The following is a 17,292-nucleotide window of genomic DNA, read 5'->3' as shown; positions in this document are numbered from 1 at the left end:
CCTCCGTCTACAATCACTTCAACCAAGAAAGATCGCTAGCCAGTCGAGACACCTTCAAGCTGACCCGCGCCGCCGCTCTTAGCGAGTGGCGTCAGCTTTGTTCCGGATAGGTTCGCGGTTTCCGCGGCAAACTGAGACTGGTTCGAATTCGTCTGACAGCACCCTCGCGTAGGGATGACGGTACGATCACGTTTGTGGCAGACGAGCACGAAGCGGTGACGCGAAATCTCCCTTTCGGTCCCAAAGCTTTCGTGCGCGCACGGTCATCTTGGCAAGATATGGGTTCTGGAGGTCTGTTTCGCCAACAAGAATGACCAGATGCGCCTGTGCACGTGACGCAGCTACGTTCATCAAGCGGCGTCCAGTCTCGCTATTCAGAAAGGGGCTCCCAGCATCCACTGGATCGAAGATCACGATTTTTCGCTCGCTGCCTTGCGCCCGGTGAACCGTACTGACCCGGACTGCCCGTTGTCCCTGGCGGCCAAGCATCGATCTGATCAATGCGCGCTGAGCACGAAATGGTGTTAGGATCAAAACGTCGTCAGGTTCGACGTAGGATCCCAACAGCTCGTGAACCAGGGCCGCGGCAATTTCTGCCGATGCGTACCGGATCTTGCCATTATAGCGCTTTGACCAAGTGGACTCTCCGGCGCGGTCGTCCACGAGAACGCGCGGTATCTCTCGCCCGTCTAGAAACCACGGAGATCGAGCCAACTTCCATTCGGGATCTCGAGCGGCTTTTGGGCACACCACGAGTTCATCACCGTAGAAAGTGTGCGAAACAATACCGCAGACGCCTTGGCACATTCTGGACTGCTCATTCAGAAAGACGCTTTGGGCGTCTTTGAAAACGTCGAACGCCGTCTTGCCCAGGACAGCCTGGGCTAACGGATCAGCACTTTGAACGATTGGTGCCAGCTGTTGAGGATCCCCGGCAAAGGTGCAGCATTTCGCCAAACTGGCGACCATCAAAGCCGCGGGCAGCATGATCTGACTAGCTTCGCCAGCTATCGCAAAGTGCCAAGAGCCGCCGCCTGAATTTGCCACGCTTTCGAAGTGTAAAATCAGAGGGTTGGTCGTGATCGCGACCACCCGTGATGTTGCGGAAATGTGCGCGACGTCGGTTTTCAGTTTCGCCCGGGCAGCATCCAGCTTCTCTTTCCAAAGGACGAATCGTTCTATGTCGTTCTTCGGGGGTTCCTCGAGTTCTAGGGTCAGGATGCATTGATTTTCGCTTCGTTGCGTGATTCACGGCTCGAAAAACGGAGCGGTGTCATGAGCGACCTTTATTGGCTAACCGACGAGCAGATGGCCAAGCTTGCCCGCTTTTTCCCTAAGTCGCACGGCAAGCCTCGAGTTGATGACAGATGGGTGTTGAGCGGGATTATCTTCGTCAATCGCAATGGATTGCGCTGGCGAGACGCCCCGGAAGCGTATGGGCCGCACAAATCGCTTTACAGCCGGTGGAAGCCTTGGAGCGAGAAAGGCATCTTCGCGCTGATGTTGGCCGGCCTGGCCGCCGAGCACGGCTAAAAGGGGACTGTCATGATTAACGCGACCTATCTCAAAGCCCACCGCACCGCGACCAGTATGGCCGCGAAAAAGGGGGCGTGGACGCCTGATCGGCAGAACCAAGGGCGGTATGAATACCAAGCTGCATGCCATTTGTGATAGCAAAGGTCGCCCGCTCAACCTGTTCGTTACCGCCGGCCAGGTCAGCGATTACATCGGTGCTCGGGCTCTGCTCAGCAGCATACCAAACGTGGATTGGCTGCTCGGGGATCGCGGCTATGACGCCGACTGGTTCCGAGAAGCGCTAACAGACAAAGGGATACGCGCCTGCATCCCAGGCCGTAAGCAACGCAAGACACCGGTCAAATACGACAAGCGCAGGTACAAACGCCGCAACCGGATCGAGATCATGTTCGGCAGGCTCAAGGATTGGAGGCGCGTGGCGACACGCTACGACCGTTGTCCCAAGGTATTCCTATCAGCCATCGCACTCGCGGCAACCGTTATGTACTGGTTATGAATCCTGACCCTAAAGATGGGCGTGAACAACCGAAAGCGCGTGATTGAGAGTGTTCACTGCGAACTCTCTTTGGCTGTCCGGATCATTTAGAGGCAAACGTGCATCTTCCTGTTCTGGCTTGTCGCCCACAGGAAACTTTTCGCCTTCCAATACTGTTCCCCAAACCTGAATATCCTTGATTGCCATGGGATCCACCGTCAATGGGTTATCATTCAAAATAGTGAAGTTCGCACGCTTGCCAGGTTCGATACTGCCAAGGTCCCGTTCAAGACGATGAGAATAGGCGGCGTTGATTGTCACTCCACGCAAGGCCTCTTCGACCGGGACCGTCTGATCCTGTCCTGCTACCCGACCGGAACTCGTCACGCGGTTCACCGCACACCACATTAGGAACAATGGATCACCGGGCGCCATCGGCATATCGGAATGCAATGACCAGGATACGCCCGCTCGATCCAGATCTCCAAGACGGACCATCTCATTGGCGCGTTCAGGACCAAGACCGGTTTTACTGTATTGGTCCGCAAGTGCCGTAACGTAGTAGGGATTTGCAGAAACAATCGCACCCAGACGTTTGATACGATCGACCTGATCGGGCGCACTCACAGCAAAGTGCACGATCACCGTTCTATGATCGAAACGCGGGTTTCTGCGTAAGTTTCGCTCTAAGGCGTTCAATACACGGTCCAACCCGGCGTCACCGTTGACGTGAATATGAACTTGGTAGCCGGCGTCCCAATAGGTTTGAAACGCGCGTTCAAAGGCCGGCAGGTCCATCATCCACTCGCCATGGTAATCGCCAAGCGGATCGTCCCTCAGTTGAATGGCAAGGGAATATATCGCACCGTCCGCAAAAAGCTTGACGCTGCCTTTGGACATACTGGTCTTGCCACCATACCAGTCGACAAGTGCTTCTGTCTGTTCGATCACATCTTCAGCATTGTCATATTTGGCGATCAGGCTTTTTCCATCTGGAATGAAGCTCCACCGAAACGGCATTGAGGGTGCGGAGAATACAGCGTTCACCGCATCCTGAACCGGGCGTGCGAGAATGCCGCCGGGCTCGTTGCCGTAGGTCACGCCTTTCGCATGCAAATAATCGCGCATGGTCTCCAAACCAGCGCGAAACTTTTCAGGGGTCGCCACGTATGGCGCAATCAAAGGCAGAACTGCAAACAAACCCTGTTCCCAGAAGTGCCCATGCTCAAAGCTGGATTGCATCTTTTCTGAGTCGGACCAAGCGTCCATGACCTCCTCGGTAACGCCTGCGGCCTCCATTGCAGCTGAATTCAGGATGAATTCGTGGCAAGAGCGTGCCCACACAAAGATAGGTCGTTCGCTGCTGATCTGGTCAAGGTCCGACCGTGTCAATGGACCATAAAATGCAGCGTGGTATCCCCATGTCATGACAGGGGTGTCCGGGTCTTGCTGACCATCAACAGCTTCAGACAACCGTGCCAGAAAGTCATCCTTGTCCACAACGGCGCGTGATAAACCTTGTGGCAAGTCCCAGTCCTCTATCGAAAGAATGACGGACGAAAGGCTCAAGCCGCCCAAAACTGGGTGATCATGCTGGGCGATAAAGCCGGGAACGATGATGTGGTCGGCGAATGTGTCATCAACGGTGAAGGGCTGTTCACCAATCGCCTCTTGAACTTGCTCTCTAGTGCCGGTCGCCAAAACCCGACTGTTTACAACAGCAACGGCTTCGGCGCTTGGAAGGTCGGGATCAAGTGTGACGATCTCGCGCGCCGTAAAAATCGTGACTTCATCAAGATCGAGTATCGCTCCGCCAAGATCGGTCAGCGTGCCTTCTTGCCCGAACAATGTACTCGGAGCAACGAGGATCGTCGTGCTCGTCAAGAAGGACCTAATAAATGCCCGTCTGGAGGTGTTTCCCATGGTGGATGCCTCTCCCTAATGCACTTAACTAACACAAAATACGCAGATGTTTTCAATGCGGTTAACCAAAAGACGCCCGTAAGCCGCACCAGAAGAAACGCTCTTCAGAGTTTTGCTGACTTGGAGTCCTTCGAACCGCAGTTCTTGATGGAGGCCAATCGAAGCATTCAGCCTCTGTCTTCCCCAAGCTGTCTTTGGGTTCGATCCGGTTACTCGCTCCATTGCGACCAATGTCTGTTTTGTCCGCAGAGCAGTCATTCGTCCAAACTCTACGAGCACTGCTCGGAGTCATAATCTGACACTCGCCATCGAGTATGCTAAGCTGGATCGTGCGAGGCACACATACATTCAGAAACCGCATCTTTGGGAGGATGGATGTATGATCATGCGCATTTTTCAGGTGACAACGCGGCCGGGAAAAGAAGAGGAATTTGGCCGCTTTTTTCGCGGCACTGCGATCCCGTTGATGAAAAACACCCCTGGAATCGTGCACCTTCTTCCGGGAGCGCCGAGAGAGGATACGCCACGAGAGTTCAGTTTCGTTATGGTTTGGGAGAGCTTGGAGGCACTGAAGTCGTTTGTGGGAGAAAACTACCAAAGCCCGCACATCGATCCGATAGAAGCTGACCTCGTCGAGTCTCGATCCATCAAGCACTATGACTTGGTCGACGGCTAATCGCGAACGGGAGGATCAGGATGTCGAAGGGTAGGGGAAAATCGCTGCCAGAACGCGTCCTTGGTCTGAACGAACCGAAGGCTGAGGACTTGGCAGCCTTGGAACTCCGGTTGCGGGAGGCGCTGGATCGGCAAAAGGCGACCGCCAAAATCCTGGAGGTCGTCAACAGCTCTATCAAAGACCCTCAACCTGTCTTCAACTCGATTGTTGAAGCGGGTCAAACGCTGTTCCCAAAGTCGACAGTCAGCATTGGATTACAGGACGGCGACAAACTGATTTTGGGAGCAATTTCTGGTCCCGAACCGGCTGGTGTCGAGGCTTGGCGGCGTCGCTTTCCGGCGCCACTTCATCCAGAAACAATCCATGGCCATGTCATTTTGAACGGCGAGGCGATTGATCTGCCGGACGTCGCCGCATCGAAAGACAGGTTCCGTATAGGGGCTGGAAACTTCCTCGCCTCAGGGTTTCAGGCAGTCACCATGGTGCCGATTTCACAAGGAGGACAAACTGTTGGAGCTCTCGCCGTGTTGAGGCATTCAACCGGAAAACTTCAAAAAGAGCAGTTCGATATTCTCACAACATTTGCGGCACAAGCGAACATCGCCTTGGACAACTTGCACTTGCTGAGCCAGATGCGTGAGGCGAATGACACTTTGACACACGTGTCCAAACAGCTTGCCAAATACATGCCACCCCAACTCTACGAGTCAATCATTGCCGGCGACCAACACGCGGCTATCGAAAGCCGCCGCCGAAAGCTCACGATCTTCTTCTCAGACATCGTCGACTTCTCCGAAATCACAGATCATCTCGAAGCCGAGGAGTTGACTACTTTGTTGAATGAGTATCTTTCAGCAATGTCCGAAATCGCCCTGAAGCACGGCGCATATTTCGACAAGTTTGTCGGTGACGCCATGATGCTGTACTTTGGCGAACCCGAAAGCCTCGGGGTAGAAGAAGATGCCGCTGCATGTGTGCGAATGGCAATAGATATGCAACGCAAGCTTGGCCACTTGCAAACGGAATGGCAGCGCAAAGGATTGATCGATCGACCATTTCGCGCTCGCATGGGCATAAACACTGGTTACTGCACTATTGGAAACTTCGGCTCGGAAGACCGGATGGACTACACTGCTATCGGACGCGAAGTGAACCTTGCTGCGAGACTTGAGGCCGAGTGTGATCCAGGAGGTCTCTTACTCGCTGCCGAATCCTATTCTTTGGTAAAAGACTGGCTTCCGGTTGAGGAACGAGAGCCTGTTCGAGTGAAGGGATTTCAAAACCCCATTCGCACCTATGCTGCGACCGCTATTTATGAAAGTGCCGACCGCGATAGCCGCATTATTCACGAGGAAGATGAAGGCTTTTCTCTTACAGTTGATCGTGCTCGCATAAGCAAAGGGGCAATCCTCCGACTAAAGTCCCTTGTTTCAGATCTGGACGACTAGTCAAATTTTCGGTCACGGCAGCTCAGTCCAAAACCTGTGACATCACATATCAAAAATGGCTGCACGACAATCGAAAGGCCAGTTTCCCGCCACGCTGCGACGCCAGGACGGGATTCATTGAGAAATCGCGTGTGCAAAAGACCGCTTTCACGCGTGCAAGTGGGAACCAATGGCCAAGCCAACCACACTTCACAAGATGGTGAGTAGCAGGCTTGGCAGTCCAGAGAGATGAGTTGCACTAATCGCACCGTGTACTGTGCTAAAAAAAGGGCGGACTCGTATCACTTACAGCATCGGGGCATTCGTCATGCGCTTTTCTCTCACCATCGCAACACTCGTTGTCTTGGCCACTCAGTGTTTTGCGCAAGACTCCGTTCTTATCGGGGACGCCCCGCTTCCTGCCGACATTGCAATTGATGTAACGCCAGATTCTCCTTTTCTTGGAATTTGGACGGGGAGATGGGACTCTCGGAGAAGTCATATCCTCGTCGTCGAAAGCCGAGATGAGGATGGGTTGTTCAATGTTGTTTACTCGGTCGGACGTGGCCAGCATGGCCGCGGAAACTGGTTCCGGAGCAAAGCACGTTTAGACGGAAGCACGTTGGTGTTCACCGACAATGACTTCGGGGCGCGCTATTCAATTTCGGGTACGGGGCGACTGCGGGGCATCTATCCAACCGAGGACCGCGTCGCAATACTCGAGCGACAAACCCTCTCAGAAGTCCTCGCGACGGCGACCCGCCAGTGGTTTGAGGTTGGAACGCGAGACTTCCTTACGACGGAACTCCGAGAGGACGGCGCAACAGTCGAGCTTGCTGTGGCCATCTATCGACCTCCTGGTGATGGGCCTTTCCCGTTGGCTCTCGTTCATCACGGCTCAACCGGCTCTGGAACCGATCCGCAGGCTTTTGATCGGTTCTTTTCCAACGACTGGCTTGCGGACGTTCTGAACTCACACGGTTGGATCGCTGCGTTCCCACAGCGCCGCGGTCGGGGTGGGTCCGACGGATTGTATGACGAGGGCTTTGCTGAAGATCGGACCGAGGGCTATTCGACGGAGGCCCGGCTATCTTTGGCAGGGGCGGAACGTGCGCTGATGGATGCAAAAGCAGCGCTGCATGCGTTGCAGGAACGACCGGATGTGAGTGATGGATCGGTTCTACTGATTGGTTTCTCGCGCGGGGGCATTGTTGCCCTTATGCAGGCCGGCGACGATCCGGGAAACACCGCTGGTGTGATCAACTTCGTTGGGGGATGGATGGCAGAGGGCTACGGTGATCCTCAAATCAATCCGACGCTCTTTCGACGTATTGGAACATTCGATGGGCCGGTGCTTTCCATCTATGGGGAAGATGACATGTTCTACAGCATCGAGCATTCCCTATCCAACCTCACCGCAATGGAAGCGATGGGTGCCAATAGTGAGACTCATATCGTGGCCGTTCCTGGCTACAACAAAGGTCATTGGGTATTGTGGTGGCCGATACTCTGGGAAGAGATCGTCAGCGACTACATCCGGCGCCTCCAGGATCAACGTTGAAACAATGAATTGGACTGCGACCCTGTTATCTCCGCGTTTTTTGCCGGATGCTTCGGTGAATTTCCGTTTCTGTCTGGAAGCGAGTTTTACCGATATGATTGGAATTGCAGCTTCTGTCTGCCGAGAAGCCAAACACTGAGTCTTGCGGGAAAACCGCTACGAGCCCGAAGCAGACCGTTGTCATTCTAGTGCCCGCGCCTCAAAACGCACATCAAAGCATGTTTGCAAAAGGCTCATGCAATTGAGCTTTACGTGACAATTCCGTAGGAAAAGACCTCTAAGTCTTCATCAAAACTCCGCAATGAATGCCGCCCCAATTTATGCGGCTCTTCAGATACCAAGCTGACAAAGTCGCCAGTTGCCAAAAGCCGCGCATCCAGTTTTCGCGTCAAGCTCTCTAACCTGCTGACTATCGCAACTGATGTGCCGGTTACCGTAAAATCCAAGCGCTTTTCAGTGCCAACATTCCCGTACACAGCCGCGCCAGTGTGCAAACCAATCCCAAACTCAGCACGGTCTGATGGATCAAGCTCTTTATGCCTTTGGAACGCTTCTCGCGCCGCCGACAGGGCAGCTTCGCACATGTCTTCGGGTAGTCTTCGTTGGCCATCAAAAGGAAAGATCGCAAGCAACCCATCGCCAACGAATTTCAGAACCTCTCCGCCGTGGTCGTGTACCGCCCCGCCGACGCAGTCGAAGAATTGGTTGACGGTCGCGACATATTTTTCCGGTGACAGGCGCTGGCTCAAAGCCGTAGACCCGTGTATGTCACTGAACAATAGAGCGCAGTCAATTTTGCTGACATCTCCCCGGGCTATTTGACCGTTCAATACAGATCGACCGGACACCTTGCCCAAGTAAACCTCCATCAACTCAGCTGCCAGGAACTGCTCTGACAGAACACGCGCTGTACCAAGCAAAGGTAGAGACAGTCGCGACAGACCATCTACCTCCCGGTCTGTGAAACCAGAACGACGCTTTGTAGCAAAAGAGACTGACGCCCCCAAAGCCCACTCGACCTTGCCGTCAAATACAACGGTACGATTGCCGAATGGTGCACTGAATACGACGTAGTCGGTGACACCTGCCTCAGCGAGTTTTTGGAATAGCGGAAATCTGTCACGGGTCGCTTCGTCAGTCAGATCTGCTCGCATGAAAGGAAACTTGATCGAGCCGTTCGTAAGGTCGTCCGCCAAGTCCCAGACTTCCTTGTTGAAGTGCTGTTTCGCTATCTCATTGGCCAATTTCGAGTTCTCTCCGAAGGGTGCTTTGTCGAAGAGATCAGTTGTCACCGAGCTTCGTGGAAGAACAGTCCATTCAATTCGATGGTTGGAAGCATCCCATGTTGCGTCGAGCAATCCAATTACAGGGTGCATCATCAGGCGGCCCAAGGAAACACGCGAAACCGGCACGCCACCATCGATCAGCCTGTGACTTAGCTGCTCGACTAGCCCGCCAAGGTCGGCATCAAAAAAGGCCAGCTTCTGCAACCAATCTGCAATGCGGTCGAAAACATCCGCCATAACGTACACCTCTGCCACCATCTTGTTACAGCCGGAGGCTCATGTCATTGGGTTTGTCTTCGAACTCTCATTTCTCTTGCAATGGGTTTGCAAATTCTCACACGCGTACGCTCACGATTTTCAGACGAACGTCAGGTTCGAGTCCTCCTCAGACCTTGATCGCGTGCTCAGCATAGACAACGATTGGCTTGGTCTCTCGGCTGCATTCGACGACAAAGCAAAAGCATGTTTAAGGTTGTCAGCCCGCTTCGCACAATGGAGAATCAAATGCGTCGATCGAACCTGATGCTGCAAATAACTATGGGGGTAATGGGGGGTGCTGCATCTTCCCAACCGCTCTTTGAGGATTCCAAGGCCTTCAATCCTTCCAGCGAAACGGCAATGGCGATTACCGGGCCAGTAATCTTGTCTACCAAGCGGATAGTCTTCGAGACCGGCGCTTCTCTTGATCTCGAGGTTCATGACGCCAAGAGTTCAGGTAATTGGGGCGCGTCTGGTGACGTGCCTTTTGCTCAGGTATTCCGGGTATCAGGTGACGTCGGACCGTTGCGTCAGGGAAACACGCTTTGTGGAGACCAGCCAATCACATTTATGGCGGCCTGGAACGAAGAAAGTTCTGGGTTCGACTATCTCGGCATCGCGATGTTTACGGGTGCGGCAGCGCCTACAAGCGTTGATGACCAGACTATTTGTGCGACCTATTTCTACTCGATGGATGTTTCGGGCTAATTCAGAAGTTGTCCGAGGCTAGCCACTTCGTCCGCAAAGTAGTCACTCAGTGAAGACGCAGCGAACAGAGGATGTGAGCCCCAAGTGACCGATGCTGCGCGATCGACCGACGGCGGCTGTGCGCGGCCATGTTGCACAAATCGGCTGAGGGCCGGAGTTCCCGTTTGCCCGGACGGATTTACTCTACTGCCACTGAGATGGGTATGCCAAGCGCGGTGTAGCCGTTCAGCACGGCGATGCGGACTTGCAGTTCCGCGACCTGGCGATCGAAGTCTCGAGCCATCAATGACTGACCAAGCAGCTTGATGCAGTTCATCTTGGACTCGACACGGCTCCGGCGGTGATAGCCGCTCCATCGTCGCCAGATAGCACGGCCCAGGTACTTTGAGGTCCGCAGAGCTTCGTTGCGTGCGATGGCGCCGGCGCTCGTCGGTTTCCATGGCTTGGCGTTTTTGCGGGGCGGGATGACAGCTGCGGCGTTTCGAGCGGCAATTGCTTCGTGGCATTTTCGGGTGTCATAGGCACCGTCGGCGGTGACGCTACCGATCTCCTGATCAGGTGGGATCTGGTCCAGCAGTTCTGGCAACATGGGCGCGTCACCAATGTTGCTGCCCGTGACCTCGACGGCCCGAACTTCCAGTGTTTCCTCGTCGATCCCTATGTGTATCTTGCGCCAGATGCGCCGCTTTGGGCCGCCGTGCTTGCGGGCGTTCCATTCACCTTCGCCTTCGGCTTTGATGCCGGTGCTGTCGATCAGAAGATGCAGGGGGCCATGGCTACCGCGGTAGGGGATGGCGACGTTCAGCTTCTGTTGTCGACGGCACAGAGTGCTGAAATCCGGCACCGCCCAATCCAGACCGACCAGCCGCAGCAGGCTCTGCACGAAACCAGTTGTCTGCCTGAGCGGCATGCCAAAGAGCACCTTCATCGTCAGACAGGTCTGGATCGCCGCATCACTGAAGCTCGGCTTCCGGCCGCGCTTGCCGGTCGGCGGCGGCACCCAGACCATCTCCGGATCAAACCAGATCGTCAGTGATCCGCGCTGCTTCAAACTGTCATTGTAAGCCGACCAGTTCGTGGTCTTGTACTTCGTAGGGGCCCAACTGCTCATACCATCCAGCTATCATGCTGAATTCATGTAGTGAATCCCTCAACAGATTTGTGCAACAAGGCCGCTGTGCGCAGAAAGTTGACTTTGCAAAGTTTCGCGCTCGTCCTTTCGAGGATGAATATCAACTGGCAAATTTCTGCCGGGGATCCGGCTGGGCTCTTTTCATTACCCATTAGATCGCCTTAAAACTATCCGACCCCTCAAACCGTCAATGTAATGTCTTGAAGAACAGCGACAGCAAAGCGAATACGAAACGGCCGTGCCTGCACGGTACTGCTCGCGCTGCGTTTGCGATGGGGCTTTTTGCTCTTGTTTCTGCCTGCGCTCAGGCCCCAAGCGGCGCGGATCTCGATCCAGAACGTCAGGCCATGGCGTTGCGCGAGGTCTCTCAAAAACAAGCTCGAGGGCAAAGGGTATGGTGCGTACCCTACGCACGTAACCTCAGCGGTATCGAAATTCGCGGAAACGCCAAGGACTGGTGGGGCAAGGCGCGCAATACTTTTGAGCGAGGCAATGAACCGGTTGTTGGTGCGGTCATGTCATTTCGAGCAACCCGAGGGATGCCGCTTGGTCACGTGGCTGTCGTATCCGATGTCGTCACTGACAGAGAAGTCATCGTGAACCACGCCAACTGGCACCGCAACAAGGTATCATTGAAAATGGGCGTCAAGGATGTATCCAAAAACAATGATTGGACATTGGTCCGAGTTGAAAGTCATCCGGGCCGGTATGGCAGCTTCTACCCGGTGAACGGGTTCATTTATCCCAATGTTGGGGAATAACTTAATTCAGTTGTGAACCGCACACTGTGCGTATCCGACGGATGGGTCACAAGCGGCTCAGTAGTTCACGCGGGCCAGTGACGGAAAAAGTCCGCAAATCGGATAATTGTGGCGGTAGAGCGAGTGACCGCATCGAGCCCTCCGTGGAAGTGAAGAATTTACGCAGCGAGCGCTCGCAGCAAGATTACCCACCGCATCGCCGAAAATCACCCGCTGCATGACAGAGGAAAATGCGGACGTTCAGGCAGAACGCAGCGAGATTGCGATCCGGTATGACCGGGTCACGGACCAAAACAACCGTTCTCGAATTACTATGAAGCCAGTAAGTCGGATGCAAAATTGCAAAAGCTCGCGGCCGTTCACTCCGCCCTCTAAAATCACTTCAACCTTTAGCAATCTCTTACCAATCGAGACACCTTGAAGCTGACATGCAACGCTACCCTCGGCGAATGGCGCGAGCTTGGTGCAGCAAAAAGGCAGCTATTTGGGGCTGGCCGAGAATGCTTTGAGTTTGTTTGATGACGCTCTCTCGAAGTTTTTGAACACCGAAGCGACGACAGATTTTTTGCCGTCGCTTCGCCATTCCGCGAACTCAGTTCAGGACTTTAGGTAGGTGTCAAACCAATCAATGGTGCGGTCCCAGGCCAAGTTTGCCATTTCCTCGTCATACCGAGGCGTACTGTCGTTATGAAAGCCGTGGTTGGCATTCTCGTAGATGTAGGCCTCGTAAACCTTATTGTTGGATTGCAGCGCAGCTTCGAACTCCGGCCAACCTGCGTTGATGCGTTCATCAAGCTCTCCCATCTGAATCAGTAGCGGTGCCTGAATTCTAGCCACATCCTCGGAGGCCGGTTGGCGGCCGTAAAATGGCACGCCGGCTGCCAATTCGGGGTAGGCCACGGCAATTGCGCTGACCACACCACCGCCATAGCAGAAACCTACAGCGCCAACTTTCCCAGTACAGTCTTCCCGGTTCAACAGGTATTCGAAGCCATTGAAGAAGTCATTCATCAGCTCGACCCGGTCGACTGTCTTCTGCAACTCGCGCCCATCTGCGTCGTTGCCGGGGTATCCGCCAACCGACGTTAGGCCGTCAGGAGCCAGTGCCATAAAGCCTGCTTTCGCCAAGCGTCGCGCCACATCTTCGATGTAGGGATTCAGGCCGCGGTTTTCGTGTATCACGAGCACCCCGGGCAGGGGTTCTTCCACACCAGCGGGACGAACAAGGTAGCCTCGGACATCACCCGTTCCGTTCGGAGAGGGGTAGGTTATGTAGTCTGCGTGGATATCGGGATCGTTGAACGACACCTGCTGTGCCAGCGCATAGTTCGGGCTGAGCATGTTCAATAACGCGGCAGCCGCTAAGCCGCCAACCGCGAATTTTCCGGCGCGGTCCAGAAATTGGCGTTTGGTGATCTTTCCGTGCGCATAATAGTCGTACAGATCCAGCAGTTCCTGATCGAAGTCTTTTGCTGTCATGCGAGTCATGGTCAATCTCCTGATGAGGTGGCGATTCAATCCGTGGGATACTATCAGTTCAAAGGGTTATGGTTTGTTCGAAGTTCTAGGCAGGTCGGCTAAGATATTGCCGTAGCGGGTTCCTTCTTCGTGTGCTGATCGCGCAGAACGTTCTTTTGGACTTTTCCCATGGTGTTTCGTGGCAACTCTTGGACGAGTTCGTAGCGACGCGGATGTTTGAAGCGCGACAGCCTTTCCCTGATGATTGATGCAATCTGATCCGTGTCGAGTTCTACGCCTGGCTCAGCAACCAGAGCGGCAATGATCTCTTCCCCGAAGTCGTTGTCAGGGACGCCAAAGACTGCCGACTCCAGTACGCCATCGATGTCGTTTAAAACGTCTTCGATTTCCTTGGGGTAGACGTTGTAACCGCCAGTAATGATGAGGTCTTTTGAACGACCTACAATCGACAGGTAGCCATCCTCGCTGTATTTGCCCAGATCCCCGGTGATAAAGAACCCATTCTCGCGAAGTTCTGCAGCGGTTTTTTCGGGCATCTGCCAATAGCCTTGGAAAACATTAGGGCCGCGTATCTCGATCATTCCAACCGTCCCTCTGGGCAGTTGCTCACCGGTTTCAGGATCAGTGACGATCACCTCGATGCCGGGCAATGCCATGCCAACAGTTCCTGCGCGACGTTCGCCAGTATAAGGGTTCGAGGTGTTCATGTTTGTCTCGGTCATACCGTAGCGCTCCAGGATGCGGTGGCCTGTGCGCGCTTCGAACGCCTGATGGGTTTCGGCCAGCAATGGGGCAGAGCCCGACACGAACAACCGCATGTTCGCCGCCGTCTCTTTGGTGAAACCGTCATCTGCCAGCAATCGAGTGTAGAAAGTTGGGACGCCCATTAGAAGGGTTGAATGCGGTAATTCCTCCAAGATCATTCCAATGTCGAATTTTTCCATCAGCCGAACTTCGGACCCGGCGACTAGTGACGTGTTCATCGCCACAAAAAGCCCGTGCGTGTGAAAGATCGGCAACGCGTGAACCAAGCGATCGTTTTTTGTGATACCCCACAAATTCGCGAGAGCTTGTGCATTGGTCAAAAGGTTCTGGTGGCTCAACATTGCGCCCTTAGAGCGACCCGTGGTTCCCGACGTATAAAGCAAAGCCGCAAGGTCGTCCGGGGCGCGATCAACGGTTTCAAACTCGCGCGGCTGCGTGTCAGCTTGGCGGCTTAAGCTTGATCTTTCACCGCCAAGGGTAAGCAGCCTTGCGCCATACTGATCCGCCAATTTTTTGATCTCAGCTTCGTCTTTGTCGTCGCAGACGATCACCGCAGGCAGGGCGTCAGATGCGAAGTAGTCCAATTCTGCCATTGTGTAAGCAGTGTTTAGCGGCAAATAGACAGCACCTGTCTGAACCGAAGCGGCATAGAGTGCAATCGTATCGGCCAACTTTGGGGCCTGCACAACGATGCGGTCGCCAGGAGAAACTCCGCTGTTCTGCAAAACATGCGCGATCTGCGCAGCGCGTTTCAGAAACGCGTCATATGACACTACCTTTCCGTCATCGAGTAGCAGGAACGGAGCCTCGTTTCCCACGTGGTGGGCAAACAAGCTGTCATAAAGTGTGTTAGTCACGCTGGATTTTCCTCTGGTCTGGCCGCAAGTACAGTGGTTGAAGCCGCGCGCACGGAACGCGAGGTTTCGATTGTGGCGTGCGTCACAAATTCTTCGTGGTGACGTTCAGTCTTTTTCAAGTCGTAGAGGTAATTGACCATTGCGCCGCCGGATTGGGATCGTCCGTTCTGTGACGGATCGGCCCCGGCATGCAGTTCGTGAAGCTCGGCGCCATTGCCCAGGTGAAAGCGGGCCACAGGGTCCAGCGGCATCCCATCCTCGCGCTTGGCGTGTAACAGGTATCGGGCGGCCATCGCCCGCACGTCCTGCGGAGGGGCTGTTCCCGCAAGTACGGCTTCGGCAGCATGGCCATGCTCGGGATGTCCTGTTTCGCCAGCTAACCACCGGTTCATACCGGGTATCGGAGACAAGGTCACAAATGTGTCAAGGCCCGGAAGCTCTCGCGAAAGTTCGGTCACAACCTGTTTGATCAGCAGGTTTCCAAAGCCGATACCCATTAAACCCCTCTGGCAGTTTGAAATTGAGTAGAATGCGGCGATTTTGGCCCGCTCTGGTTCGATCGGCTCTCGAACTTCGGACAAAAGCACTTCAATCGCGTTCGGAATCTCAGTCGTCAAAGCAACTTCGACAAAAATCAGCGGCTCATCCGGCATTGAGGGATGAAAAAATGCAAAACAGCGACGGTCGGGCGGTAAAAGCCGGCGCCGCAGGTCGTCCAGATCATGAATCTGATGGACGGCCTCATACGCGACGATCTTGTCCAGAACGCGGGCTGGTGTATCCCAACTGATTTGTTTGAGGACCAGAAACCCCCGGTTGAACCAGCTTCGCAGTAAATGCACGAAATCTACATCTGTGCGCTTGAGTTCGGGGTTGGATTTGAGAAAACGCAACAGGTCAACGCGCATTGCCACAAGCTCTTGCGTCGCGCCGGAGGGTTGATTCAGACGGCGCAGCAATTCTTGCCGTTTGGGTTCGGCCGCCTCGCTAAGCCTTTTGTACAGATCGACACTTCTACACTCGGCATAACGACGCGCCGTCTCAGACAGTTGATCCGCGTCTAACTCAAGCTGATCGTTCAAATAAGCGAAGAAGTCCAGTTTTTCCGGGTCGTCCAAGGTCTGGTATCGATCCAGTATCGTTGATGCGAGCGCGAAACCTGATACTTCACCTTCCGCAGACAAGAGTGCTTCACATAGCTCCGAGATGGATCGCTTGTCATCTATGCCCCGCTTTTTGCCGGGGCGGTCGAACAGCTGATTAAGCAGATCGCCCAGAAACCAGTTCCGCTGCATTTCACGACTCCATCTGACTGCTCAGATACTCACCAGTTCGACGGTAATGATCGACCAAATGCCGCGTTGCGCTTTCTGCATCGCGATCCAGTGCTGCGTCCAGTATTTCCTGATGCTCTGCGTTGATATCGCGCTTTTTGTAACTCGACCCGCCAGCCGCCAGATATCGATAGCGGATGTTCAGGTCGTAGAGCTGCGAGCAATACCGCAAGAGTAAAGGAAGCCTCGCATTGTCCAACAAGGCCATGTGAAACGCCTTGTGTGCGTCTTCAAAGTCGTGTTCCCCTTTTTGGCTCGCCTTTTTCATATGGTGGTGCCGCAAAACAAGCCTGTCTTCCCAGGCTGAGTCTGCATTGGCGATGGACTTGCGCAACGCGGTTTCTTCAAGACCGCATCGCAACATAAGGATTTCCTCGAAGTTGCATTTGCTTACTGGTGCAGCCCTGAATCCGCGCTGGTCAATTCGTTCCACCAACATATCCGATGTCAAAAGGCTTAGAGCTTCGCGAACCGGGCTTGCGCCGGTCTCAAGGAGCCCACGGAGCTGTTCGATCTTGAGCTTTTGGCCGGGCGGCAGCTCGCCAGTCAGGATCATTTCGCGCAGCTTTCGATACGCACCATGAGTGGCGGATGTCTCTTTAACCTCGGTATCAAGCATGGCTTCCATGTCTGGCATTCCCTTCTACGTGGTGCAGTCTGCTGGGAGCTCTTAGCTGAGCGTGCTCGTTCCAGTCGATAGCCCGATTGAGATGTTCAGCGAGCCCTCGTTTATCAGCCATCGCCGAAGTACAAAGCTGCGTGCACCGCTTTTGTGCATCGGGTCATCTTCTGCCAGCTTTCGGGCGGCTTCGAGACTGTCGGCCCTATAGATGATGAGGCCAATCCCTTGCATATGCTCGCCGGTTTCATCCGACATGGGGCCTGCAAAAGCCAACTGCCCCGAATGTTCAAGCTGCGCCTGATACGCCAGGTGATCTGGCAGTGAAGCTTTTACATCTTCGGGCGCTTTGGCTGGCGTGCTCAGCGCGACGTAAAGCTCCAACGCAAGCGCACCGCGGCTTTTCGCATCTGATTTGTAGTCTGCCCAAGCAACCATTCGCGGTCTCCAAAAATATCGATATTATTTGACATATGGCAAAATAGTCGGCAAAAA

14 protein-coding genes and 2 pseudogenes are annotated in these 17,292 nt (G+C 54.3%); 7 read left to right on the top strand and 9 right to left on the bottom strand.

All coding sequences use genetic code 11. From position 1 onward, the window contains the following. A pseudogene (locus ACR0LD_RS07515) lies at window positions 1-110 on the top strand (IS6 family transposase); the annotation flags it as partial. A gap of 76 nt (window positions 111-186) precedes the next feature. On the opposite strand, the gene ACR0LD_RS07510 reads toward ACR0LD_RS07515, so the two are convergent. Further along, window positions 187-1,092: a DEAD/DEAH box helicase gene (locus tag ACR0LD_RS07510; protein ID WP_480636259.1), complete on the bottom strand. Its 906-nt coding sequence runs from the start codon at window positions 1,090-1,092 to the stop codon at window positions 187-189. A 183-nt stretch (window positions 1,093-1,275) separates the two neighbouring features. On the opposite strand from ACR0LD_RS07510, the pseudogene ACR0LD_RS07505 reads away from it, so the two are divergent. Further along, window positions 1,276-2,032 (top strand): annotated as a pseudogene (locus ACR0LD_RS07505) (IS5 family transposase). Window positions 2,033-2,041: 9 nt separating this feature from the next. Here ACR0LD_RS07505 and ACR0LD_RS07500 read toward each other — a convergent pair. Then, window positions 2,042-3,934 carry an amidohydrolase gene (locus tag ACR0LD_RS07500; RefSeq protein ID WP_170390695.1) on the bottom strand — a complete coding sequence of 631 codons (1,893 nt, stop codon included), beginning with the start codon at window positions 3,932-3,934 and terminating at the stop codon, window positions 2,042-2,044. Between the two features lie 379 nt (window positions 3,935-4,313). Between ACR0LD_RS07500 and ACR0LD_RS07495 the strand changes: the two genes are divergently transcribed. The 3 genes from ACR0LD_RS07495 to ACR0LD_RS07485 all read left to right on the top strand — a co-directional run bounded on the left by ACR0LD_RS07495 (window position 4,314) and on the right by ACR0LD_RS07485 (window position 7,598). Further along, a complete protein-coding gene (locus ACR0LD_RS07495; RefSeq protein ID WP_170371452.1) occupies window positions 4,314-4,610 on the top strand; it encodes a putative quinol monooxygenase in 297 nt (98 codons plus the stop codon). A 20-nt stretch (window positions 4,611-4,630) separates the two neighbouring features. Further along, entirely contained in the window at window positions 4,631-6,058 is a 1,428-nt protein-coding gene (locus ACR0LD_RS07490) for an adenylate/guanylate cyclase domain-containing protein (protein ID WP_480636257.1), read from the top strand. Between the two features lie 307 nt (window positions 6,059-6,365). Beyond that, entirely contained in the window at window positions 6,366-7,598 is a 1,233-nt protein-coding gene (locus tag ACR0LD_RS07485; protein WP_480636255.1) for an alpha/beta hydrolase family protein, read from the top strand. A 248-nt stretch (window positions 7,599-7,846) separates the two neighbouring features. On the opposite strand, the gene ACR0LD_RS07480 is transcribed toward ACR0LD_RS07485, so the two are convergent. Further along, window positions 7,847-9,121, bottom strand: a complete 1,275-nt coding sequence (locus tag ACR0LD_RS07480) for an adenylate/guanylate cyclase domain-containing protein (RefSeq protein ID WP_170339966.1) — start codon at window positions 9,119-9,121, stop codon at window positions 7,847-7,849. Window positions 9,122-9,388: 267 nt separating this feature from the next. Here ACR0LD_RS07480 and ACR0LD_RS07475 point away from each other — a divergent pair, with 267 nt between their 5' ends. Further along, window positions 9,389-9,850, top strand: a complete 462-nt coding sequence (locus ACR0LD_RS07475) for a hypothetical protein (protein WP_170357415.1) — start codon at window positions 9,389-9,391, stop codon at window positions 9,848-9,850. A 178-nt stretch (window positions 9,851-10,028) separates the two neighbouring features. On the opposite strand, the gene ACR0LD_RS07470 is transcribed toward ACR0LD_RS07475, so the two are convergent. Beyond that, complete coding sequence (locus ACR0LD_RS07470; RefSeq protein WP_480636252.1) at window positions 10,029-10,961, bottom strand: IS5 family transposase; 933 nt, start codon at window positions 10,959-10,961, stop codon at window positions 10,029-10,031. A gap of 293 nt (window positions 10,962-11,254) precedes the next feature. On the opposite strand from ACR0LD_RS07470, the gene ACR0LD_RS07465 reads away from it, so the two are divergent. Next, window positions 11,255-11,743, top strand: coding sequence for a CHAP domain-containing protein (locus ACR0LD_RS07465; RefSeq protein WP_170340103.1), 489 nt, complete (start codon window positions 11,255-11,257; stop codon window positions 11,741-11,743). 597 nt (window positions 11,744-12,340) lie between these two features. Here the strand turns inward: ACR0LD_RS07465 and yghX are convergent. The 5 genes from yghX to ACR0LD_RS07440 all read right to left on the bottom strand — a co-directional run bounded on the left by yghX (window position 12,341) and on the right by ACR0LD_RS07440 (window position 17,235). Next, complete coding sequence (gene yghX, locus ACR0LD_RS07460) at window positions 12,341-13,231, bottom strand: YghX family hydrolase (protein WP_480636250.1); 891 nt, start codon at window positions 13,229-13,231, stop codon at window positions 12,341-12,343. An 89-nt stretch (window positions 13,232-13,320) separates the two neighbouring features. Beyond that, window positions 13,321-14,844, bottom strand: coding sequence for a malonate--CoA ligase (locus tag ACR0LD_RS07455; protein WP_480636248.1), 1,524 nt, complete (start codon window positions 14,842-14,844; stop codon window positions 13,321-13,323). Next, window positions 14,841-16,139 (bottom strand): malonyl-CoA decarboxylase domain-containing protein, encoded by a 1,299-nt coding sequence (locus ACR0LD_RS07450; RefSeq protein ID WP_480636246.1) that lies wholly within the window; start codon window positions 16,137-16,139, stop codon window positions 14,841-14,843. Before ACR0LD_RS07450 ends, ACR0LD_RS07455 begins: the two co-directional genes overlap by 4 nt. Window position 16,140: 1 nt before the next feature. Then, window positions 16,141-16,806 carry a GntR family transcriptional regulator gene (locus tag ACR0LD_RS07445; protein WP_480636244.1) on the bottom strand — a complete coding sequence of 222 codons (666 nt, stop codon included), beginning with the start codon at window positions 16,804-16,806 and terminating at the stop codon, window positions 16,141-16,143. Between the two features lie 42 nt (window positions 16,807-16,848). Next, window positions 16,849-17,235, bottom strand: a complete 387-nt coding sequence (locus ACR0LD_RS07440; protein ID WP_170363807.1) for a YciI family protein — start codon at window positions 17,233-17,235, stop codon at window positions 16,849-16,851. Between the last annotated feature and the right edge of the window lie 57 nt (window positions 17,236-17,292).

It is taken from the genome of Ruegeria sp. BF8, assembly GCF_056538625.1.
Note: the sequence above shows the minus strand (reverse complement) of the source record. Positions and strands in the feature narration are given on the sequence as shown.